18 protein-coding genes are annotated in these 20,567 nt (G+C 57.9%); 9 read left to right on the top strand and 9 right to left on the bottom strand.

The window, feature by feature from the left end; all coding sequences use genetic code 11:
* Positions 1 to 52: 52 nt before the first annotated feature.
* Positions 53 to 370, bottom strand: a complete 318-nt coding sequence (locus BM036_RS19765; RefSeq protein WP_143066549.1) for a hypothetical protein — start codon at positions 368 to 370, stop codon at positions 53 to 55.
* 11 nt (positions 371 to 381) lie between these two features.
* Between BM036_RS19765 and BM036_RS00690 the strand changes: the two genes are divergently transcribed.
* Positions 382 to 1,707: an IS1182 family transposase gene (locus BM036_RS00690; protein WP_053113971.1), complete on the top strand. Its 1,326-nt coding sequence runs from the start codon at positions 382 to 384 to the stop codon at positions 1,705 to 1,707.
* A gap of 290 nt (positions 1,708 to 1,997) precedes the next feature.
* Positions 1,998 to 3,203: a hypothetical protein gene (locus BM036_RS00680; protein WP_143066548.1), complete on the top strand. Its 1,206-nt coding sequence runs from the start codon at positions 1,998 to 2,000 to the stop codon at positions 3,201 to 3,203.
* Positions 3,204 to 3,772: 569 nt separating this feature from the next.
* Here the strand turns inward: BM036_RS00680 and BM036_RS00675 are convergent.
* From BM036_RS00675 to BM036_RS00650, 6 genes are all read right to left on the bottom strand, one after another.
* Positions 3,773 to 4,186 carry a hypothetical protein gene (locus tag BM036_RS00675; protein ID WP_143066547.1) on the bottom strand — a complete coding sequence of 138 codons (414 nt, stop codon included), beginning with the start codon at positions 4,184 to 4,186 and terminating at the stop codon, positions 3,773 to 3,775.
* Between the two features lie 323 nt (positions 4,187 to 4,509).
* Entirely contained in the window at positions 4,510 to 5,202 is a 693-nt protein-coding gene (locus BM036_RS00670; protein WP_091848664.1) for a TSCPD domain-containing protein, read from the bottom strand.
* Positions 5,203 to 5,229: 27 nt separating this feature from the next.
* The gene (locus BM036_RS00665) at positions 5,230 to 7,368 is read right to left on the bottom strand and encodes an adenosylcobalamin-dependent ribonucleoside-diphosphate reductase (RefSeq protein ID WP_091848307.1); all 2,139 of its coding nucleotides are present in this window, start codon (positions 7,366 to 7,368) and stop codon (positions 5,230 to 5,232) included.
* Positions 7,369 to 7,711: 343 nt separating this feature from the next.
* Positions 7,712 to 8,506, bottom strand: a complete 795-nt coding sequence (locus BM036_RS00660) for an ABC transporter ATP-binding protein (RefSeq protein ID WP_091848306.1) — start codon at positions 8,504 to 8,506, stop codon at positions 7,712 to 7,714.
* Positions 8,507 to 8,517: 11 nt separating this feature from the next.
* Positions 8,518 to 9,426, bottom strand: a complete 909-nt coding sequence (locus BM036_RS00655) for an ABC transporter permease (RefSeq protein ID WP_091848305.1) — start codon at positions 9,424 to 9,426, stop codon at positions 8,518 to 8,520.
* 58 nt (positions 9,427 to 9,484) lie between these two features.
* A complete protein-coding gene (locus BM036_RS00650; protein ID WP_091848304.1) occupies positions 9,485 to 10,456 on the bottom strand; it encodes an ABC transporter substrate-binding protein in 972 nt (323 codons plus the stop codon).
* Positions 10,457 to 10,782: 326 nt separating this feature from the next.
* Here BM036_RS00650 and BM036_RS00645 point away from each other — a divergent pair, with 326 nt between their 5' ends.
* Both BM036_RS00645 and BM036_RS00640 read left to right on the top strand, forming a co-directional pair.
* Positions 10,783 to 12,450 (top strand): AMP-binding protein, encoded by a 1,668-nt coding sequence (locus BM036_RS00645; protein WP_091848303.1) that lies wholly within the window; start codon positions 10,783 to 10,785, stop codon positions 12,448 to 12,450.
* A gap of 118 nt (positions 12,451 to 12,568) precedes the next feature.
* Positions 12,569 to 13,042 (top strand): thioesterase domain-containing protein, encoded by a 474-nt coding sequence (locus BM036_RS00640; protein WP_091848302.1) that lies wholly within the window; start codon positions 12,569 to 12,571, stop codon positions 13,040 to 13,042.
* Between the two features lie 5 nt (positions 13,043 to 13,047).
* Here BM036_RS00640 and BM036_RS00635 read toward each other — a convergent pair whose 3' ends face one another.
* Both BM036_RS00635 and BM036_RS00630 read right to left on the bottom strand, forming a co-directional pair.
* The gene (locus BM036_RS00635) at positions 13,048 to 14,742 is read right to left on the bottom strand and encodes an ABC transporter permease (protein ID WP_091848301.1); all 1,695 of its coding nucleotides are present in this window, start codon (positions 14,740 to 14,742) and stop codon (positions 13,048 to 13,050) included.
* A gap of 107 nt (positions 14,743 to 14,849) precedes the next feature.
* Positions 14,850 to 15,869 carry a Fe(3+) ABC transporter substrate-binding protein gene (locus tag BM036_RS00630; RefSeq protein ID WP_091848300.1) on the bottom strand — a complete coding sequence of 340 codons (1,020 nt, stop codon included), beginning with the start codon at positions 15,867 to 15,869 and terminating at the stop codon, positions 14,850 to 14,852.
* A gap of 189 nt (positions 15,870 to 16,058) precedes the next feature.
* On the opposite strand from BM036_RS00630, the gene BM036_RS00625 reads away from it, so the two are divergent.
* The 5 genes from BM036_RS00625 to queF all read left to right on the top strand — a co-directional run bounded on the left by BM036_RS00625 (position 16,059) and on the right by queF (position 20,562).
* Positions 16,059 to 16,331: a PilZ domain-containing protein gene (locus BM036_RS00625; RefSeq protein ID WP_091848299.1), complete on the top strand. Its 273-nt coding sequence runs from the start codon at positions 16,059 to 16,061 to the stop codon at positions 16,329 to 16,331.
* A 171-nt stretch (positions 16,332 to 16,502) separates the two neighbouring features.
* On the top strand, positions 16,503 to 17,849 hold the full coding sequence (locus tag BM036_RS00620; RefSeq protein ID WP_245742385.1) for an HD-GYP domain-containing protein: 1,347 nt from the start codon (positions 16,503 to 16,505) through the stop codon (positions 17,847 to 17,849).
* Positions 17,850 to 17,995: 146 nt separating this feature from the next.
* Positions 17,996 to 18,964, top strand: a complete 969-nt coding sequence (locus BM036_RS00615; protein ID WP_091848298.1) for an ABC transporter ATP-binding protein — start codon at positions 17,996 to 17,998, stop codon at positions 18,962 to 18,964.
* A complete protein-coding gene (locus BM036_RS00610; protein WP_091848297.1) occupies positions 18,961 to 19,734 on the top strand; it encodes an ABC transporter permease in 774 nt (257 codons plus the stop codon). Before BM036_RS00615 ends, BM036_RS00610 begins: the two co-directional genes overlap by 4 nt.
* Positions 19,735 to 19,743: 9 nt before the next feature.
* Positions 19,744 to 20,562: an NADPH-dependent 7-cyano-7-deazaguanine reductase QueF gene (gene queF, locus BM036_RS00605; protein ID WP_091848296.1), complete on the top strand. Its 819-nt coding sequence runs from the start codon at positions 19,744 to 19,746 to the stop codon at positions 20,560 to 20,562.
* The last annotated feature ends 5 nt before the right edge of the window (positions 20,563 to 20,567 follow it).

Raw genomic sequence — 20,567 nt, 5'->3', positions numbered from 1 at the left:
GCGGTTGCGTGGATTCAATTCGGAAATTTATGCCTGATTTTGGCGAGACTGTTCAAAACATAGGCAAAGCTGCTGGGCAGTGTGTGATCACGACTGAGGTGGCAGTCTCGGCACGCGGTTCATTGGTTTTCTTCCTTGGCAGTGCCTGTCCATGGTTTTTTCCGCAGCGTGTGATCACGACTGGAGCGGCAGCCTCGGCACGCGGTTTATTGGTTTTCTTTCTTAGCAGTGCCTGTCCTTGTTTTCCGTTTCTTAGTAGTGCCTGTCCTAGATAGCTGCCGTCCCGGTTCTTACGGTTCTTGAAAGTCTGGCTAGGAGTCTGCGCGGCAGGAGCCACCTTCTGGCATAATACGTAAAAATTCTTCAGCACCGGAGAATCCGATGGGAACCACCTTCCGCCCCTATTCACCTGATCAGGAACTGCTTCTTCCCCCGAGCCTGAACGAGTGGCTGCCCGAAGGGCATCTGGCCTATTTCATCAGTGACGTGGTCGAGGAACTGGATCTGAGTGCCTTCTACGCCCGGTATGAAGGGAGCGGTCGGCGCAACTCGCCTTTCGATCCGCGGATGATGTTGAAGGTGTTGATCTATGCGTACGCGACCGGCGTGTTTTCATCACGAAAGATCGCCCGGAAGTTGGAAGAAGATGTCGCCCTTCGGGTCCTGGCGGCTGGCAATTTCCCCAGACACCGCACTATCTGCGATTTTCGCAAGCAACACCTGGCTGCGTTCAAGGCCGTATTTATTCAGGTGGTCCGGATCGCCCAGGAAGCGGAATTGGTTACTCTCGGTACGCTGGCGATTGATGGCACCAAGGTCCGGGCCAACGCCAGTAAGCACAAGGCCATGAGCTATGACCGCATGCGGGAGGAAGAAGCCCGTCTGTCAAAAGAGGTTGATGAGCTTTGTGGCCAGGCTCGCCGTGTGGATGAATCGGAAGACCAACAGTTTGGCCCGGATCAGCGGGGCGACGAGTTACCCGAAGAGCTTCAGCACCGTCAGGGGCGGCTGGACAAGATCCGGGCAGCGAAGGAGAAACTGGAAGCGGATCAAAAAACGCAAGATGAGGCCAAAGGCCGGCATCCAGACGATGATCGCCGCTCACCCAAGGGTGGCCGGAACTTCAAGAGAGATTATGGAGTTCCGGAGGACAAGGCCCAGAGTAACTTTACCGACCCCCAAAGCCGGATCATGAAAACGAATGATGGGTTCCAGCAATGCTATAACGGCCAACTGGCCGTGGATGGCGAGTTCCAGATCATCGTGGGCAACCGCCAGGGTAACAACCCCAGTGATAACGGCTGTCTGGTGCCGCTGCTGGGCGAGGTAAAAGAAACTCTGGGAAGTTACCCGGGCCAATGTCTGGCTGATGCGGGTTATCGCAAAGAGGAAGACTTGCAGGCATTGGAGACAAAAGGCATAGATGGCTACGTCTCGCTGCGCCGGGAAGGCAAAAAAACCGGAGATATAAACGCGAGCCGGTACCCGGCGACGGCCCGCATGGAGGAGAAGCTTACCACGGCGGAGGGGCGAGCAGTCTACGCTCAGCGCAAGCACATGGTTGAGGCGGTGAATGGCTGGATCAAGAATGTCCTGGGCTTCCGGCAGTTCGGCTTGCGGGGCCTTCAGGCGGTGCAGGGTGAATGGGATCTTGTCTGTCTGTCGCTCAATCTCAGGCGCATGAGTTCACTGATGAGGCTGGCATAAGTCGCTGAGGCAGCCTTTGGCTCACGGTAGGTACAGCTGGGGCCCTGCGATGCCCCTTTTAACCGGTTAACTGGCTGGATCGAAAGCGATGATGGAGCCGATCCGATATCGCGAACACTCCTTCCGGCCAGACAATGATCCGGTCTGGCGGAAACGAGGGCTCAAAACGTTTCTGCCGCGCAGACTCCTAGGCTTGGACACCATTGACCTGTTATTGTTATCCAGCTATAGGAATCTGGATCTCATGGACCCATTCTGGCTGTATCGTGGCTATTAAAAGGATCATGTTCGTGAATCATAGAGGTCTCGTTTTTCACTGGACAAACTTTGCTTATATTTTTTTCCTTTTATTTCTGGTTTTTGCTTGGGCATCTGGCGTTGATCGCCCTGATAATCGACTCATACTTATCCTGATCCCATCCGTTATCGTTGGTCCATTCATGGTAACAAAATACTTTATGGTGAAGGAGCACTATGCCGCGCCATTTGGCTCAGGAGAGCTGTTCGTCATGTATGTGGTCGCCTCATTTCTAGTGCTAACCTTCGGCTCACTTACTGCCGGTATTGTGGGAAATATTCTGGATGTATCTCCCTTGGATAGCCGATCGCGAAGCATGATTGGCGGCATCAGTGTTTTAGCTTTGCTGGGTTGGGTTTTTTATCCGAGCAGAGGGTGGGAGCGGTGTTTGGAAAACGAGAGGGACATCCGGGAAGCATATTATTCATATTCGGCAGGGGATCCAGGACAAGCCGAACCGCAACCGGCAGAAGAGCTCGAGAGGCATCAAGAGCCCCAGCAGCCCCCGGTTAATGAGGCGCCTCAGCGCCAAACGCCCCGGCAGGCCCCGAAGCACCCGGCGCCTAAACCTGGAGAATCCCGCGAATCTATAGAATTGTCTAGTCGTCGTAGTCAGAAGGAATCCCAGACGGCTCATACCGGCACACCGAGCGGCCCCGCTCCTTTCGACACCGGTAGCGGTCCTGCGACTCAGTCGGTTCGCGTTCCTCCCTATTTTTTCACGGTGCTTGTTAGTGACCTAAAGTTTCCTAGCAAGCACCTGTCACGATCAAGTCGTGACATCTTGGATCTGTTCAATGGTGCTGCTGAATCGTACTTCCGCGAGGTTATCGTGCGGTTAACGTCGTATCGGCGAGCATTTTGTCGCGATGCTGATCAGGATTATTCGGACCTATGCAATATGGTTCTTCTGCCGTTTTATGTCACGGTGGGAGCTGAGGCCTGCCGCCGAATTGGGGTGCCGGCCTCATATGCGGCGCAGACGTTACTACAGTTATTCCAGCACCACTGTGAGCACTTTGTTAAAAGGTATGGGAATGCAGTTGATGAACGTGCCATTGCATCGCTACTCGCTGCAACAGAGGGCATGCTTTCTATGGCGCCTCATGTGGGCGACAACGAAGCTACTCTCTCCTGTCTGAGGATGGAGATGAGGGAAGTTGTCTTTCAGGTAATCAGTGGGATAAGGGGTCGCTAGAGCAAGGCACGACGAACTGACCACTACAAGGAAGCAACAGAGACATTGTCGATGAAGTGCCCGCTCTTTCTCAAGATAGTCCCGCTAACCGAGGTAGATAAACGTAATCAACCGTCCAGAGGATAGGGCTTTCGCTTGGCCTGAACTTGCATCGCAATCGTTGAGTGCCTGTCTTTAGATTATTTTCTGGGGGTATTACACTGATCCCCTAATGACCGCCCCGAAGTCTCCTCTACTGTTCACTTGCCCGGGGCTGGTCTCGGCCTTAGTTCGGAAAACTGACCAGTAACTGGCGGAAATGGCGAAATTCTGCGCATTCTGGTCTGTTTCAGCTTTTGAGGCATCTGGACTAATGTTGCAGTGACGATGGTTGCACGTTTTCTTTTTAAGAGTGCCTGTCCAAAGTTATCTTATTCCTGGCGATCCAGCAGACCTCAATGAAATGGACCATTCTGATCTGTAATTGGAAGCTGGCATTGAATCACTTTATTATCGAATTCGGTGACCGCCTGGACGGCCACCTGTAATGGGGCGGGCAGTCACACAAATTTATTTACAGGCCCATATTTTTAGCGATTCGCGCTGTTCCAAGGCGTTTTTATAAGTCTAGAGTAGAGGTTTGTTTTTTCTTCTAAAGGCTTTCTCATCTTGATCTCACCTGCTGCATCAAAGCCATACTTGAATAATTTTACCGAGGTGCGCCTTCTTTCACCGCTTACTTCGATCCATTCAATTTGGATTACGAAATCTAATAGCTTTAATTCTTTGTATTGGGGATCTTCGTCACCGTTCTTCAAAATATTTTCATGAATAGGTGTGTCAAACTCAACCCTATAATGAACCGAAGATTCTGACGATATAACTGGGGTGCTCGTACCTATCGCGTCAATCTTTTTTGCAATATTGCTCCTAGGGTTGCCTTCGTTGTTCTGAAGTATTCCATTCAAAGAGGTGATTAATATATCTTTGTTTCCGCCGTTCACTATTGTAAACTCGGGCCGTAAGTTAGGATAATATGAGTCAAGACGGATAAGAAACAACTTTCTTGAATGTCGGAACGCAGACCAATATAGATTAAATAGGCCAAGTAGTAACGCTGCTAATGAGATGTAAAAAACGTAGTCTTTCAAAAAAGGTCCGCCTTTTTACTCTCTAAAGATTAAAAAAAGATAAAGACGCAAGTGATCGTATCCATGATCGAACTAAGCTGAATTGCGACCTATTTTGTGTGGTCCTCATCTCTTTACAAAGCCCGGTCAGAAAACCGACCGGGCTCCTCGCACTACGTCATCTGTCTACCAACCCCTCAACCACACTTGGAGTCGCCACAAGAAAGACAAGTAGCACACCCATCCATCATAACCACAGCCTGGGTATGACACTTGTTACACAGTGTGGCATTGGCCGGATATTCGCTAACGGATTCATCATTGGAAGGCGTCTTCTGAGCCGTCTCAAACTCAGCCCGCTTCTCCGCCAGGATGCGCTTGGTCACCTCGCTCATCTCTTCACTTTCGATGAGACCAATGGCCTTCAGGTGCCGCTCGATGACAGCGCCGATCTCGGCCACCAGCGACGGCATGAACACGCCGCCTTTCTTGAAGTAGCCGCCGTTGGGGTCATAGACCGAGCGCAGTTCTTCCACCAGGAAGGTAACATCGCCGCCCTTGCGGAATACGGCGGATATAACCCGGGTGAGGGCGATGACCCACTGGAAGTGCTCCATGGACTTGGAGTTGATGAACACTTCATAAGGCTGCCGGCTTTCGTGGTCGGTGCCTTCGTTGAGGATGATGTCGTTGATGGTGATGTACATCGCGTGCTCGGCCACCGGCGGCTTGATCTTGTAGGTGGTGCCCAGCAGGAAGTCCGGCCGTTCGATGTTTTCGTTCATCTTGACCGGGTTGGGGCCCTGTTGCTCGGGGGCCGGTGCCTGGGTCTCCGGGTCTGCTTTCTTGACCCGGTAGCCGACGATCTTGTTGGTAATCTTTGCAGTCATGGTCATAAGTTCCTGTCAGTTCCCGGATCAGTATTTGCCGTAAGTGCCTTCTTTGAGGGCGTCGAAGAGGTTGGCGGCGGTGTGGATCTCGCCGTCGTACTCGATCTGCTCGTTGCCCTTGAAGGTTACCTTGCTGCCGTCGTCCAGGGTGAACTCATACAGCGTGTTTTCCAGGTCGGATTCCTTCACCAGTACGCCCTGGAAGGCTTCCGGGTTGAAGCGGAAGGTGGTGCAGCCCTTCAGGCCCTGCTCATAGGCGTACATGTAGATGTTCTTGAAGTCCGGGTACGCGAAGTCTGTGGGCACGTTGGCGGTCTTGGAGATGGACGAGTCCACCCATTTCTGGGCCGCCGCCTGGATATCCACGTGCTGGGTCGGTGTAACGTCGTCCGACGTGGTGAAGTACTCCGGCAGCTTCTTGTCGGCGTCGTCAGAGAACGGCATGGCGCCGGCGTTGATCAGGTGGCGGTAGGCCAGCAGCTCGAAGCTGAATACATCCACCTTCTCCTTGGTCTTGCGACCCTCCCGGATGATGTTGCGGGAGTAGTGGTGGGAGAAGCTCGGCTCGATGCCGTTACTGGCATTGTTGGCCAGTGACAGGCTGATGGTGCCGGTGGGTGCGATGGAGGTGTGGTGAGTGAAGCGGCCACCTTTCTCGGCCAGTTTCTCCACCAGCTCCGGCTCTACCTCGGCAATGCGCTTCATGTAGTTACTGTATTTGGCGTGGAGGATACGCCCTTTAACCTTGTCGCCCACCTTGTAGCCGTCGTCCGCCAGCTGCGGGCGCCAGGCCATCATTTTGGGGGTGATTTCAAACTCTTCGTCCATGATGGGCGCCGGGCCTTTCTCTTCAGCCAGGGCCAGGGACTGGCGCCAGCCTTCCACGGCCATTTCACGGACCACTTCCTCGGTGAACTGTACGGACTCGTCAGAACCGTAGGGCATGCGCAGCATGGCCAGGGTAGAGCCCAGGCCCAGGATGCCCATGCCGTGACGGCGCTTGTTCATGATTTCGTGGCGCTGTTCCTTCAGGGGCAGGCCGTTGATTTCCACCACGTTGTCCAGCATGCGGGTGAAGATGGCCACCACCTGACGGTACTTCTCGTAGTTGAAGCTGGCCTTGTCGGTGAAGGGGTTCTCCACGAACTTGGTCAGGTTGACCGAGCCCAGCAGGCAGCTGCCATACGGGGGCAGGGGCTGCTCGCCGCAGGGGTTGGTGGCGCGGATTTCCTCGCAGAACCAGTTGTTGTTCATCTGGTTCACCTTGTCGATGAGGATGAAGCCCGGCTCGGCGTAGTCGTAGGTGGAGGTCATGATGGTGTCCCAGATGAACTGGGCCTTCACCGTACGGTAGATGCGGCAGGCCACCTTGCCTTCGTCGTTGGTGACGTAGCCTTCCTGCACCGGGAAGTCACGGTAGACGAACTGGCTGGCGTCGTTCAGGTCCAGGCCTTCGTCTTCGGCTTCCTTGGCGGTCACCGGGAACGACAGGTGCCAGTCGTCGCCATTCTTCACGGCTTCGATAAAGTCTTCGGTGATCAGCAGGGACAGGTTGAACTGGCGCAGACGGCCATCTTCACGCTTGGCCTGGATAAACTCGATCACGTCCGGGTGGTGCACGTCGAAGGTGGCCATCTGCGCGCCACGGCGACCACCGGCGGAGGACACGGTGAAACACATGCGATCGAAGATATCCATGAACGACAGCGGGCCGGAGGTGGTCGCACCGGCACCCGCCACGTAGGCGCCCCGGGGGCGCAGGGTGGAGAACTCATAGCCGATACCGCAGCCGGCCTTGAGGGTCAGGCCGGCTTCGTGGTTCTTCTCCAGGATATCGTTCATGGAATCCTGGATGGTGCCTGAGACGGTACAGTTAATGGTGGAAGTGGCCGGCTTGTGGGCCTCGGCACCGGCGTTGGAGGTGATCCGGCCGGCGGGGATGGCACCGTTCTGAAGGGCCCAGATGAACTCCTTCATGTAGTGGTCACGCTTGCCCTTGGCCTCCACTTCCGACAGGGCTTTGGCAACCCGTTTGTAGGTCTCGTCAATGGTGCGGTCTACAGGTTCGCCGGTCTTGGTTTTCAGCTGGTACTTGCTGTTCCAGATGTCCAGTGAGGCATCCTGCATCGGAATATCTGTGGTTACTACCTGTAGTTTCGCGCTCATCTCCACCCTCGGTTATGCCTGATTTTTTATGGTCCGAACGCCGCGTAAACGGCGCTCACTGCGGGTTTGGCGACCCTGTCGGGGGTTTGAGCCAAACACTATATCTAGTTGGGATGTGCGGGAGTATAGACACTATATAGTGTTGTGTGAAGAAAGGAGGGGCTATTAAAAGGGGCTTGCTGGTGCAAAAAAATTATCACTAAAACGGTTGCAACGGCGGCAAGCCAGACGGGGCAAGGGTTCGGGTATTTATGGTCTGCAAAGCGACAGATGTTTCGGTTTGTGAAGCAGGGCACTGTTGCTGGTCAGGCCCTGCTCACATTGTCCAAGGGGTGAGCAGCGGTCAGCCCAGCAGCAGGCTGTCGTCTTCCACTTCCAGGCCGCGCTGTTTCTCGAACAGGTCCAGAAGGTCTTTCACCTCGAGCCCCTTCCGCTCCGGTCCGGCAATGTCGAAAACCACCTGGCCCTGGTGCAGCATGACCGTACGGTCGCCCACTTCCAGCGCCTGTTTCATGCTGTGGGTGACCATCAATGCCGTGAGTTTCTGCTCGGCGATGATGTCCTGGGTGAGTTCCAGCACGAAGGCAGCGGTTTTCGGGTCCAGGGCGGCGGTGTGCTCATCCAGCAGCAGGATGGAGGAGGGCGTCAGACTGGCCATCAGCAGGCTGACGGCCTGGCGCTGGCCTCCGGACAGCAGGCCCATCTTGTCACCCAGGCGGCTTTCCAGGCCCAGGTTAAGCTTGGCGAGGGCCGCCCGGAAGCGTTCCATGTAGCTGCGCTTGACGGCGCTGGTGAGCCCCCGGCGTTGGCCCCGCTTGATGGCCAGGGCCAGGTTTTCCTCGATGGACAGGCCTTCACAGGTGCCCGCCAGCGGGTCCTGGAAAACCCGGGCTACCCGGCGCGCCCGTTTGTGGGTGGGCAGCCGGGTCACGTCCTGGCCGTCCACTTCGATACGGCCGGAATCGACAATCACTTCCCCCGCCAGGGCGTTGAGGAAGGTGGACTTGCCGGCGCCGTTACTGCCGATCACCGTGACGAATTCGCCCTGGTTTACGGTCAGGCTCATGCCCCGCAGGGCCGGGTTCTCCAGCGGCGTGCCCTTGCCGAAGGTGAGCTTGAGGTTGTCTGCACTGATCATGTCTCGCTCCTTCAGGCCTTGTTGCGGGTCATTCTGGCCTGCACCCTGGTGCGGAAACCGGGCAGGACGATCGCCAGGGTCACCAGTATGGCGGTTATCAGGTTCAGGTCCTGGGCGCCCAGCCCGAGCACATCGGCGTTGAGGGCGAAGGCAATGGCCAGGCGATAGATAATCGCGCCCACCACACAGGCCAGCAGGGCTCTCAGCACCGAGGTCGGGCTGATAACGGCTTCACCACCGATGAGGGAGGCCAGGCCGATAACAATGACACCCACACCCATGGTCACGTCTGCCGCGCCCTGGCTCTGGGCGACCAGGGCACCGGCCAGTCCGACGAGGCCATTGGAGAGGGCCACGCCCAGCACCACCATGGCACCCGTGGCGATACCCTGGGCCCGGGCCATGCGGGGATTGGCGCCGGTGGCACGCATGGACAGGCCAATCTCCGATTTCATGAACCGCCACAGCAACACCAGTACGATGGCGGTGACCACGACAAACAGCAAAACCGGCGCCAGGAAATAGTACTCCGGCGGCAACAGGCTGTCCCACCAGGTGACGACAGTGTCCTGCATCAGCAGTGGCACGTTGGGACCGCCCATGACCCGCAGGTTCACAGAGTACAGGGCGATCATGGTGAGGATGGACGCCAGCAGGTTGAGAATGCCCAGCTTGACGTTCAGCAGGGCCGTGACTGCACCTGCAGCCATACCGGCAACAATGGCCATGCCGGTGGCAAGCCAGGGATTCCAGCCAGCGATGATCAGCACGGCGGCCACAGCGGCACCCAGGGGGAAGCTGCCATCGACGGTCAGGTCAGGGAAGTCCAATACCCGGAATGAGATATAGATGCCGAAGGCCACAAGGCCGTATATGAGGCCGGTCTCGACAGCACCGAAAAAAGCAATCTGACTAAGCATGAGAGGGCGTTCGCAAGGCTGGAGCAGGCCCGGCACAATGGCCGGGCCTGCCGGGTGTTCAGTCGTTGCCGACTACTTTGGAGGCTTCGGAGATGAGCTCATCACTGAGGGTGATGCCCATTTTCTCTGCGGCGGCCGGGTTCACGTAGAGTTCCAGCTTGTCCAGGGTTTCCACCGGCATATCGGCCGTGGCGGCACCTTCCAGGATGCGCGCGACCATGGCGCCGGTCTGGCGGCCCAGGTCATAGTAGTTGAAGCCCATGGCGGCAACGGCGCCGCGCTCAACCGTGGCGGTATCGGCCGCGAATACCGGAATCTTTGCGCGCTCGCCCACAGAAATCACTGCTTCTGCGGCACTGATAACGGTGTTGTCCGTCGTCAGGTAGATGGCGTCCACCTTGTCCGAAAGGGAGCGTGCGGCACCCAGCACTTCGGAGGTCTTGGTGGCAGCGGCCTTCTCCAGTTTCAGGCCACGGGCCTCCAGGCGCTCTTCCAGTAGTTCCACCAGGGCGACGGCATTGGCCTCGCCCGGGTTGTAGACGGTACCAACGGTCTTGGCGTCCGGTACGACACGCAGGACCATGTCCAGGTGCCGGTCCAGGGGCAGCATGTCGCTTACACCGGTGATGTTTGCGCCAGGAGCTTCAAGACTCTTTACCAGCTTGGCAGCGACCGGGTCAGTTACGGCGGAGAACACCACCGGGATGTTGCGGGTAGCGGCCGCTGCAGTCTGGGCAGACGGCGTGGCAATGGCGACGATGACGTCCGGCTGGTCACCCACAAACTTGCGGGCAATCTGGCTGGCGATGGCGGAGTTGCCCTGGGCGCTTTCGTGCATCAGCTCCAGGTTGTCACCTTCGTTGTAGCCACGCTCAGCCAGCTCGTCCTTGACGCCCTGGTGCACGGCATCAAGGGCCGGGTGTTCCACAATCTGGGTGATGGCAACGGTTTTGGTTTCATCCGCCTGGGCCAGGCCGAAGCCGGTCAGCAGGAGGGTACTTGCCAGGATGCGCAGAAAAGTCTTGGCCATGAGCCGTCTCTCCGGATATTTGGCGTGTTGGGTAGGCCCGGTATGGCCGGGCCAGCTGCAAAAAAGGAGGCGGGGAGTTTACCACATGGTGCCGGCTTTTGCGCCATCAATAACACCAGCCAGTGGCTGGTCCGGAGCTGCAGTCCGGTCGTAAAAGTATGGGTATTGCCGCAAATTTGTTGTTAACGGCTTTGACGGGGTCCATGGTCTTGCCATAGTCTTCAGATACCGGCAGCAGATACGTCGGAAATTCCAAGGATAACAACAAACAGGCGCAGTTCCGCAACGGCGGCGCCTGATACAGCCAGAGGTCTTCGGGAAGACGCATGAGTACACAACAAAAACTACCGCTCAACTTGATTTACCATTGGGAAACCGCCCGCGCTGAAAACGTTTACATGACCCAGCCTTTCACCGACGGCAAGGTGGTGGATTACACTTGGCGTCGTGCAGTGGGCGAGGCCAGGCGCATGGCCACCTATATCAAGTCGCTGAACCTGCCAGAGAAAAGCCGTATCGGCATCGTTTCCAAGAACTGCGCCCACTGGATCATGTCGGATTGGGCGATCTGGATGGCCGGGCATATATCCGTACCCCTGTACCCGACCCTGAACGCGGATACCGTCAGCTATATCATCGAGCATGCCGAAATCGAGGTAATGTTTGTCGGCAAGCTGGACGACTGGGAATCCATGAAACCCGGTGTGCCGGATTCGGTGAGGTGTATCAGTTACCCCCTTAGCCCGCCCACCAGCTTCGAAACCTGGGACGATATTGTGTCCCAGAATCCGCCCATGGAAGAGAACACCGCTCGTGAGGCGGATGAGCTGGCCACTATCGTGTATACCTCCGGCAGTACCGGCCGACCCAAGGGCGTTATGCTGAGTTTCCATAACCTGGCCTATGCGGCTTCGGGCGCCGCGGACCGGCTGGAGGTCACCAGTGAAGACCGCTACCTGTCCTACCTGCCCCTGGCCCACGTTTTCGAGCGCTATGTGGGCGAGCTGGTCTCCATGAACAAAGGGTTCCACCTGTATTTCGCCAACACCCTGGACACCTTTGTGGAAGACCTCCAGCGTTGCAGGCCGACCCTGTTCATCGCCGTACCGCGGATCTGGACCAAGTTCCAGCACGGTGTGTTCGAGAAGATGCCCAAGGAGAAACTGGACAAGCTGCTGAGGATTCCGCTGCTGAACCGCCTGATCAAGAAGAAGGTGCTTACCGGCCTGGGGCTGCAGCATGTGCGTTACGCCGGCTCCGGCTCCGCGCCCCTGTCCCACGACATCCTTGAGTGGTACCGGAACCTCGGCCTCGAGCTTCTCGAAGGCTATGGCATGTCCGAAAACATCGCCTACTCCCACACCACCCAGCCTGGCCGTGCCCGTACCGGATATGTGGGTGAGGCATTACCCGGTGTGGAGTGCAAGATTGGTGAAAACGGCGAGGTGCTGGTGAAAAGCCCCACCACCATGATGGGCTACTACAAGGACGAGGAAAAAACGAAGGAGGCCTTTACCGAGGATGGCTTCCTGCGCACCGGTGACGTGGGCGAGATTGACGAACTTGGTCGCCTGAAACTCACCGGTCGCCTGAAGGAAATCTTCAAGACCAGCAAGGGCAAGTACGTGGCGCCGGCCCCCATCGAGAACAAACTGATGCGGGATGACCACATCGAAGCCGTCTGCGTATCCGGTGAGAACCAGGTATCTCCGTTCTGCCTGGTGATGCTGTCTGAAGCCGCCCAGGCGAAGCGGGAAGATCCGGCTTTCCGCAAGAAGCTTGAGAAAGACTTTGTCGAGCTGCTCAAGGACGTCAACCAGACCCTCGATCCCCACGAGCACCTGCGCTTTATGGTCGTGGTCAAGGAGCCCTGGACCATCGAAAACGACTTCCTGACACCGACCATGAAGCTCAAGCGCAACGTGGTGGAAGACGCCTACCGGAGCCAGGTGGAAAACTGGTATGCCCAGGACAAGACCATTATCTGGGAATAACGATGCCGGTTGGCCGCCCGATGGCTTTCCATTAATCTTTGCGGTAAGTAATACTGAAACCGGCCCCAGGGCCGGTTTCGTCGTTTGAGTCCCTTTTCAGCCTGCACCGGAGAAGTTGATGAGCCGCCTGTCCGATTTCCAGCAACGCATCCATCGGGTGATTCCGCTTACTGACGCCATGGCAGCGGAGCTGGTGGCCTACGATGGTCAGAGCCTGCTGGTACGCGCGCCCCTGGCACCGAACAGCAACCACCAGGGCACCGGCTTCGGTGGCTCGGTCTATTCCATCGCCGTGCTGGCTGCCTGGGGCCTGATCGAGCTGGTCGTGGAAGACGCCGGGGTGGATGGCCACGTGGTTATCCAGAGCGGCCAGATGGACTACAACCAACCGGTGGATGGTGACTTCTACGCCCTGTGCCAGCTGCCGGGCGAACAGGAGCAGCAGCGCTTCCTGTCTATGCTGCAGCGCAAGGGGCGGGGCCGGCTGGCGCTGACCTCACGGGTGTATTGCGGAGAGCCCACCACGGCACCTGAATCCGAACCGGTTGCCACCTTCGAGGGCCGGTTTGTGGTCCGGGCTGCCAGCGCGTAACAGGTTTATTGCTGGCTGTAGGCCCGGGCAGATCCGATTGAACGGCTCATCAGGATGATGGGCACGATGCCGGCCAGTACGATGATCAGGGCGGGCAGGGCGCTGATGCCCAGCAATTCGTCCGAGGCGTACTGGTACACGTGGGTGGCCAGGGTGTCGAAGTTAAAAGGCCGCAGGATCAGTGTGGCCGGAAGTTCTTTCATGCAATCCACGAACACCACGAGGGCTGCCGTCAGCATGGTGCCACGCAGCATGGGCAGGTGTACCTGTAGCAGTGTCGCCGTGGTGCTGCGACCGAGGGACCGGGCGGCCATGTCCATGCTGGGGGTAATCTTCTGCAGGCCGCTCTCCAGGCTGCCGGCGGATACGGCCAGGAAGCGAACCGTATAGGCGAACACCAGGGCAAAGGCCGTGCCGCTGAACAGCAGCCCGGTACTGATGCCGAACCAGTCCCGCATCCAGGAGTCCAGCTGGTTATCAAATGCCGCCATGGGAACAATGACCCCCACCGCCAGGACCGCCCCGGGCATCGCATAACCGAGACTCGACAGCCGCATCATCACCTGCATGGGCTTGGTGTCATGCAGCCGGCGGCTGTACGCGAGGATCAGACCAATCGTCAGCGTGGTGAAGGCAGCGGCCCCGGACAGGAACAGGCTGTTGAAGGTGTTTTCCAGGAAGTCACCGGTCCAGCTCTGGTCAAAGTAGATCACCGCGTAGCGACCCAGAACCACTGCCGGAACAATAAAGCCGAGGATGATGGGGGCAGCGCAAACCGCAACACAGATCCACTGACGGGGCCGGCTCATGGAAAAGCGCTGGATGGGCGCGCGATTGTCGCGGCCGGCGTATTGCTGCTGCCTGCGGCGTGAGTAGCGCTCCAGGGTCACCAGGATGACCACGAACGTCAGCATGATCATGGCGATCTGGGCGGCGCCGCCGAGGTTGCCAAGGTTCATCCAGGTGTCGAACAGGCCGGCGGTGAGGGTCTGCACCGCGAAGAAGTCTACGGTACCGAAGTCATTCAGGGTTTCCATCAGCACCAGGGAAAGGCCAACGGCCACCGCAGGGCGTGCAATGGGCAAAACCACCCGGAAAAACGTGCTCAGGGCCGAGTGGCCCAGACTGCGGCTGACCGAAAACAGTGAGGGCGACTGCTCAAGGAACGCCGCCCGGGCGAGCAGGTAGACATAGGGGTAGAGTACCAGCCCCAGCATCAGGGTGGCGCCCCACAGGCTGCGAATGTCCGGAAACCAGTAGTCCCGGGCATCGGTCCAGCCGAACCAGTCTCTCAGAGCGCCCTGGACAGGCCCGGCGTACTGGAGAATGTCGGTGTACACATAGGCAATGACGTAGGCCGGCACCGCAAAGGGCAGCAGCAGCGCCCATTCGAACATCCTGCGGCCAGGAAAATTGCACATGGTGACGGCCCATGCGGTCGCCAGGCCGATACTGAGGGTGATGGCCGAGACGCCCACCATCAGCAGCAGGGTAGTCCACACGTACCGCGGCAGCGTGGTCTCCAGCAGGTGGGGCCAGATATTCTCGTCAGGGAACAGTGCCAGCCACGCCACGGAAAAGACCGGGAGGGCAACGATGGCGGTAATGAGGGCGGCAGAAGTCAGCCAGCGCTTGGAGGTACGGCCAGGTGTCAGCGGTGATGGGGTTACCGGTTCCTCGAAGACGTCGGCCTGGTTCATGCTGATCCTGTTCGGTGGAAAAGGGCAGAAGTGTAACCAACAGCACCCCGAACAAACAATGCCAGCGGGTCATGGAACCCGCTGGCACAGGGTTTTATTGACCGGGATCAGAGATTGTCGTAGTCAACCCGGTCAACCATCCGTACCGCCTCGTTGGCGTTTTCGGCGATGGTCTGCAGTGACAGGGTGTCAGCATTAAGCTCACCCCATTCCGCGACGATGCCAGTGGGCGATACGTCGGGGTTGGCCGGGAACTCGTTGTTGGCTTCGGCGTAGATCTGCTGGGCCTCGTCGCTGGACAGGTATTCCATCAGTTTGATGGCGTTGTCGCGGTTAGGCGCACTTTGGGTCAGGGCAATACCGCTGATATTGATGTGGGTGCCCCGGCCTTCGGCATTGGGGAATACGATGCGTACCTGCTCCGCAATGGGACGCTGCTCTTCATCCTGCAGCATGACGCCGTAGTAGTAGCTGTTACCGATGGCGACGTCACAGACGCCTTCTGCAACGGCACGGATCTGGTCACGGTCGCCACCCTGGGGTTTACGGGCCAGGTTGTTCTTGACGCCTTCCAGCCACTCTTCGGCTTGTTCAGCGCCGTGATGGGCGATCATCGAGGAGATCAGCGCGATGTTATACGGATGCTTGCCACTGCGGGTACAGATGCGACCTTCCCATTTCGGGTCTGCCAGTTCCTCGTAAGTGGTGATCTCGCCTTCCTCAACCCGGTCAAGGGAGGTGAAAATCATGCGGCCACGGGTGGTCAGGGCGAACCACTTGCCCTCGGGGTGGCGCAGGTTCTCCGGGATGTTCGCTTCCAGGGTTTCGTTATCCACGGCGGCGGTCAGGTCACGATCTACCAGTTCGGAGATGCGCGAGATATCGACGGTCATCACTACGTCTGCAGGGCTGTTACGACCCTCACGCTCAAGGCGTTCCGCCAGGCCGTTCTTGGCGAAAACCACGTTGGTCTCGATGCCGGTGTCCTTTGTGAACGCGTCCAGCAGGGGCTTGAGCAGAAATTCCTGGCGGTAGGAGTAGATGTTGACTTCGCCGCTGGCGGCAGCAGGCAGGGGAGCGAGGGTAACGGCGCAGGCGGCAACGGCCGCGGCAAGTTTCATCTTCATATGTTGAATCCCGTTGCTAATCTGGTGAAAAACAAAAACCATTCTCATTTGTTGTTGCGGCGCTGTCAACAGGTTCACATTCTTTTAACACTGAAAATTATTGTTACGAATCAGTGCTATGTTTTAAGTCAATTTTTCTGGTTAAGTGTGATGCATATTCAACAAACTTCAGGCAGGCGCCAGAGAGCCATGACACAGCCGGATCGACGTGAACATATCCGTACCGCACTCAATGCCAGGGTGAGTGTTGTCCATGACACCCTTGGCACGCGTCACTTCGCCACCCGCGATATCTCTGATGGCGGTGTATTCGTGGTAGTAGAGGAAGACGACTTCAGGCCCGAATTGGGGGATGTGGTGACGGTGCAGGTTCAGGGATTGCCCGTGCCGGCCCCGGAACTGCGCATGGTGGTGGTGCGGCTGACGGTAGACGGGTTCGGGTTGCAGTTCGCTGACCACTGATCCGCCGAACGCCACCTTTAATCGGACACCTCTCTCTTCCGTAGCCGGGTTGTGATGCTTGTCACGGTATTACGCTATATTGCAGAAGGACAATAAAAGTAACCAAACGTAGTTGTCTGGTAACGGTTTTCCATCCGGTTGTAATGGACTAGCGACAGAGAGGTGGCGACAATGGATGTTGTCGAGAAACAGGCAGGTCAGAGGTGGAAGGTGGGTGTAACCCAGAAAAAGGTTAACGCGCAGGACCTTGAGGTCGGGATGTTTGTCTCGGACCTTGACCGCCCATGGCACCTGACGCCCTTTCCGATCCAGGGTTTCTACATTCGCTCGCAGGACGATATCCGTGCGCTGATTTCCCACTGTCGCTGGGTCATGGTGGATGTGGCCGAGGGTCGGGACAGCCTGGAATATGACCAGGCCGGCGCGCCCAGCTTTGCCCGCCGCACCAGTCGCAAGGTGCGACAGCAGGATATCCTCGAACTGCCGCCTATTCAGCTGAAAAACCCGGTTCGCCACCAGCCCACACGTTCGCTACAGCGCGAGTTGCGCGCCAGCCGTAACCTGCTCCGGTCAGCGGAGGACGCAATCCGGAAGGTAGCGGGCAGCCTTGATAATGATATGGTGCCTGATCTGCGCCCGGTCTCGAAGGTTGCCCGCCAGATGACCGCCAGTGTGCTGCGTAACCCGGATGCCCTGCTTTGGCTGGCCCGGGTACGCGAGCAGGACGACCATAGCTATCGCCACTCCCTCAAGGCCGCGGTATGGGCGCTGGTGCTGGGTCGCCACCTGGGCCTGGATGAGCCGTTGCTGACCACCCTGGCCACCGGATGCCTGCTGGCCCATATCGGCAAGGCTGAGTTGCCCCGGGCGTTACTGTTCAACGAGCATCAGCTGGATGCTGACCAGTACCAGCAGTACCGGACCTACGTCGAACTTGGCGCACGGCGACTGGAAGAAGCGGGTCTATCCCGCGCAGTGGTCGCGGTGGTGCGAGGTCACCGGGAACGCCACAATGGCTCGGGCTTTCCGGCGGGGGTTCGGGGTGACCGCATCCCGCTACTGGCCAAGATCGCTGGTCTGGTGGATTATTACGAGACCCTGATTGCACCCCGTGAAGGCTATCAGCCACTGTCTCCTGCCCAGGCGGTAAGCCAGCTGTTTGAATTGCGCAATGTGGAGTTCCAGGAAGACCTGGTGGAACAGTTTATCCAGTCCATCGGCATCTATCCCATCGGGACCCTGGTCCAGCTGACCAATGGCCAGCGAGGGGTTGTGGTGTCGCATTCACCCAAACGCAGGCTGATGCCCAAGGTCATGGTCATGACCGATGTTGGCCAGCAACCCCTGAAAGCGGCAAAGATGGTTAACCTTGCCACCTGCAACGAGGGACGCCCCGTGGAGCAGAGCCTGAGGGTGGAAGGTTGCCTGCCCAACGGTACCGACGGCCTCGACCCGGCCAGGTACGATATTACCGGCGTCGAGAGCCGCTGGAACCTGCGTCGACTGGTAGGCGCCTGACCTCCCGCCCGGCCGTTCCGGCCGGGCCTGTTCCTGGAACCCCGTTACCCACTGGCGGCAGTTGTTAGCGGGCTACCCTTGAATTTTCCCCGGTTTGGCTCAAGATATAGCGCTTTCTTAAACTCACCTCCCCGCCGGTATTTTTGATGACAGTCCAAGCCAACCAGGAAGCGCCAGCTACCTGGGCCCTTGAAATCGAAGGTTTGAAGAAACGTTACGGCAGCGGGTTTGAAGCCCTGAAAGGCATCGACCTGCGTGTGCGTGAAGGGGATTTCTTTGCCCTGCTGGGCCCGAACGGGGCTGGCAAGTCCACCACCCTGGGGATTGTGTGTTCGCTGGTGAACAAGTCGGCCGGCAAGGTGCGGGTGTTCGGTCACGACATCGACACTGACCTGGCTGGCGCCAAGCTGAACCTGGGTGTCGTGCCCCAGGAGTTCAACTTCAACCAGTTCGAGAAGGTGTTTGACATCGTTACTACCCAGGCCGGGTATTACGGAATTCCACTGCGCAAGGCGCGGGCGTCTGCAGAGCGTTATCTCAGAAAGCTTGGCCTGTGGGACAAGAAGGACACGCCTGCCCGGATGCTCTCCGGGGGTATGAAGCGCCGGCTGATGATCGCACGGGCGCTGGTCCATGAGCCAAGGTTGTTGATCCTGGACGAACCGACTGCCGGCGTGGATATCGAGTTGCGCCGGTCGATGTGGGCCTTCCTGGAAGAAATGAACCGCAACGGCACCACGATTATCCTGACCACCCATTACCTGGAAGAGGCGGAAGCCCTGTGCCGCAACATCGCCATTATTGATCATGGCGAGATTCTGCGACACACCAGCAAGAAAGAGTTGCTGACCCAGTTGCACGTGGAAACCTTTATCCTCGACACCGACCAGTCCCTGGCCACTGCCCCGGTGCTTGAGGGCTTCGAGACCCGCCTTGATGGCGAGGGGGCTGTCGAGGTTGACGTGGAAAAGAGTCAGGGGCTCAACGGCGTGTTTGCCCAGCTTGATCAACAGGGCATCCGGGTACTGAGTATGAGGACCAAGTCCAACCGGCTTGAGGAGCTGTTCCTGCGTATGGTGGAAGACAACGCCCGTCAGGGGGAGGTGACCCCGTGACAGCCAGTGCAATCCTGACCGCATTCCTGACCATTGTTGTCCGGGAAATCCGCCGGTTTACCCGGATCTGGCCGCAGACCCTGTTGCCGCCGGCAGTGACCATGACGTTGTACTTCATCATTTTCGGCAATCTGATCGGCTCACGGATTGGGTCGATGGGTGGCTTTGACTATATGTCATTCATCGTGCCTGGCCTGATCATGATGTCTGTTATTACAAGCACCTACGCCAATGTCGTGTCATCTTTCTTTAGCATGAAGTTCCAGCGCAGCATTGAGGAACTGCTGGTGTCACCGACACCGAACTGGACGATCCTCGCCGGCTATGTGGTCGGTGGCATGGCCCGGGGACTGGGTATCGGCCTGATTGTTACCCTGTTGTCGCTGGCGTTTACCCGGTTGCAGATCCATAACCTGCCGATGATGGTGCTGACCGTGTTTCTTACCTCGGCACTGTTTGCGCTGGGGGGCTTTATCAACGCCATGCTGGCGACCAAGTTCGATGACATTTCCATCGTACCAACCTTCGTGCTCACGCCGCTGACCTACCTTGGTGGCGTATTCTATTCCATCGAGCTGCTGCCGGAGTTCTGGCAGGGCGTGTCGATGATCAATCCGATCCTGTACATGGTGAATGCCTTCCGCTACGGCATTCTGGGTGTATCGGATGTGAATCCCTATGTGGCACTGGGCATGATCCTGGTGTTTATCGTCATTCTGTCCGTGGTGTCCCTGCGCATGCTGCAACGGGGCAAGGGCATACGTCACTGAGGAGTTGTCATGGCCCTTGACCATGCCCCCCTGGGCAAGTCCAGTGAGTACCCTGATCGCTATGCACCGGAGCTGCTGTTCCCGGTGCCGCGGGATGATAACCGTCGCCGTATCGGGTTGGAGGACGGCCGGTGGCCCTGGTTCGGCGATGACCTGTGGCAGGCATGGGAGCTGTCCTGGCTGCGCCCTGGTGGTGTACCGGTGGTGGCGTGGGGTGAGTTCCGCGTGCCGGCCGCGTCGCCGTCGCTGATCGAATCCAAGTCCCTGAAGCTCTACCTGAACTCCCTGAACCAGGAGGTTTTCTCCAGCCATGACCAGGTGAGGGAGACCATCGAGCGAGACCTCTCCAGTGCCTGTGGTGCCCAGGTGGCGGTGAGCCTCTATAGCGTTGACCGGGGCATGACAGCAGAAGGGCGTCCCCCGGGGGCGATCCTGATTGATGACGAGCCTGTCAGTAGCGTGGGCTATGACTATTGCCCCGAGGTATTGAAGGCGAGCGGCGAAACGGTAACCGAGAGTCTTTGCTCCCATTTGCTGAAGAGCAACTGCCCGGTGACCGGTCAGCCCGACTGGGGGTCTCTGCTGGTGGAGTACACCGGCCCCGCTATTGACCGCTCAGCGTTGCTGCAATATGTGGTGGGTTTTCGCCAGAAGCAGGATTTCCATGAGCACTGTGTGGAAACCGTCTTTACCGACCTGATGCAGCGGTGTCAGCCAGAGCACCTTGTGGTGAGCGCCAGGTATACCCGCCGTGGCGGGCTGGACATCAACCCCTGGCGCAGTACCGATCCGGGTGAGGCACCGCGAATGAGGCTGGTGCGGCAGTAAACTGA

This window comes from Marinobacter segnicrescens, from assembly GCF_900111555.1.
Taxonomy (GTDB): Bacteria; Pseudomonadota; Gammaproteobacteria; order Pseudomonadales; family Oleiphilaceae; genus Marinobacter; species Marinobacter segnicrescens.
The sequence above is the reverse complement of the archived record's forward strand: the minus strand, read 5'-3'. Positions and strand labels throughout refer to the sequence as shown.

What these genes read in the sequence shown, in the direction of transcription:
- BM036_RS00690 (WP_053113971.1), top strand. Translation starts at nt 382, where the DNA reads ATGGGAACCACCTTCCGCCCCTATTCACCTGATCAGGAACTGCTTCTT.
- BM036_RS00670 (WP_091848664.1), bottom strand. Translation starts at nt 5,202, where the DNA reads ATGACTGCAAAGATTACCAACAAGATCGTCGGCTACCGGGTCAAGAAA.
- BM036_RS00665 (WP_091848307.1), bottom strand. Translation starts at nt 7,368, where the DNA reads ATGAGCGCGAAACTACAGGTAGTAACCACAGATATTCCGATGCAGGAT.
- BM036_RS00660 (WP_091848306.1), bottom strand. Translation starts at nt 8,506, where the DNA reads ATGATCAGTGCAGACAACCTCAAGCTCACCTTCGGCAAGGGCACGCCG.
- BM036_RS00655 (WP_091848305.1), bottom strand. Translation starts at nt 9,426, where the DNA reads ATGCTTAGTCAGATTGCTTTTTTCGGTGCTGTCGAGACCGGCCTCATA.
- BM036_RS00650 (WP_091848304.1), bottom strand. Translation starts at nt 10,456, where the DNA reads ATGGCCAAGACTTTTCTGCGCATCCTGGCAAGTACCCTCCTGCTGACC.
- BM036_RS00645 (WP_091848303.1), top strand. Translation starts at nt 10,783, where the DNA reads ATGAGTACACAACAAAAACTACCGCTCAACTTGATTTACCATTGGGAA.
- BM036_RS00640 (WP_091848302.1), top strand. Translation starts at nt 12,569, where the DNA reads ATGAGCCGCCTGTCCGATTTCCAGCAACGCATCCATCGGGTGATTCCG.
- BM036_RS00635 (WP_091848301.1), bottom strand. Translation starts at nt 14,742, where the DNA reads ATGAACCAGGCCGACGTCTTCGAGGAACCGGTAACCCCATCACCGCTG.
- BM036_RS00630 (WP_091848300.1), bottom strand. Translation starts at nt 15,869, where the DNA reads ATGAAGATGAAACTTGCCGCGGCCGTTGCCGCCTGCGCCGTTACCCTC.
- BM036_RS00625 (WP_091848299.1), top strand. Translation starts at nt 16,059, where the DNA reads ATGACACAGCCGGATCGACGTGAACATATCCGTACCGCACTCAATGCC.
- BM036_RS00620 (WP_245742385.1), top strand. Translation starts at nt 16,503, where the DNA reads ATGGATGTTGTCGAGAAACAGGCAGGTCAGAGGTGGAAGGTGGGTGTA.
- BM036_RS00615 (WP_091848298.1), top strand. Translation starts at nt 17,996, where the DNA reads ATGACAGTCCAAGCCAACCAGGAAGCGCCAGCTACCTGGGCCCTTGAA.
- queF (WP_091848296.1), top strand. Translation starts at nt 19,744, where the DNA reads ATGGCCCTTGACCATGCCCCCCTGGGCAAGTCCAGTGAGTACCCTGAT.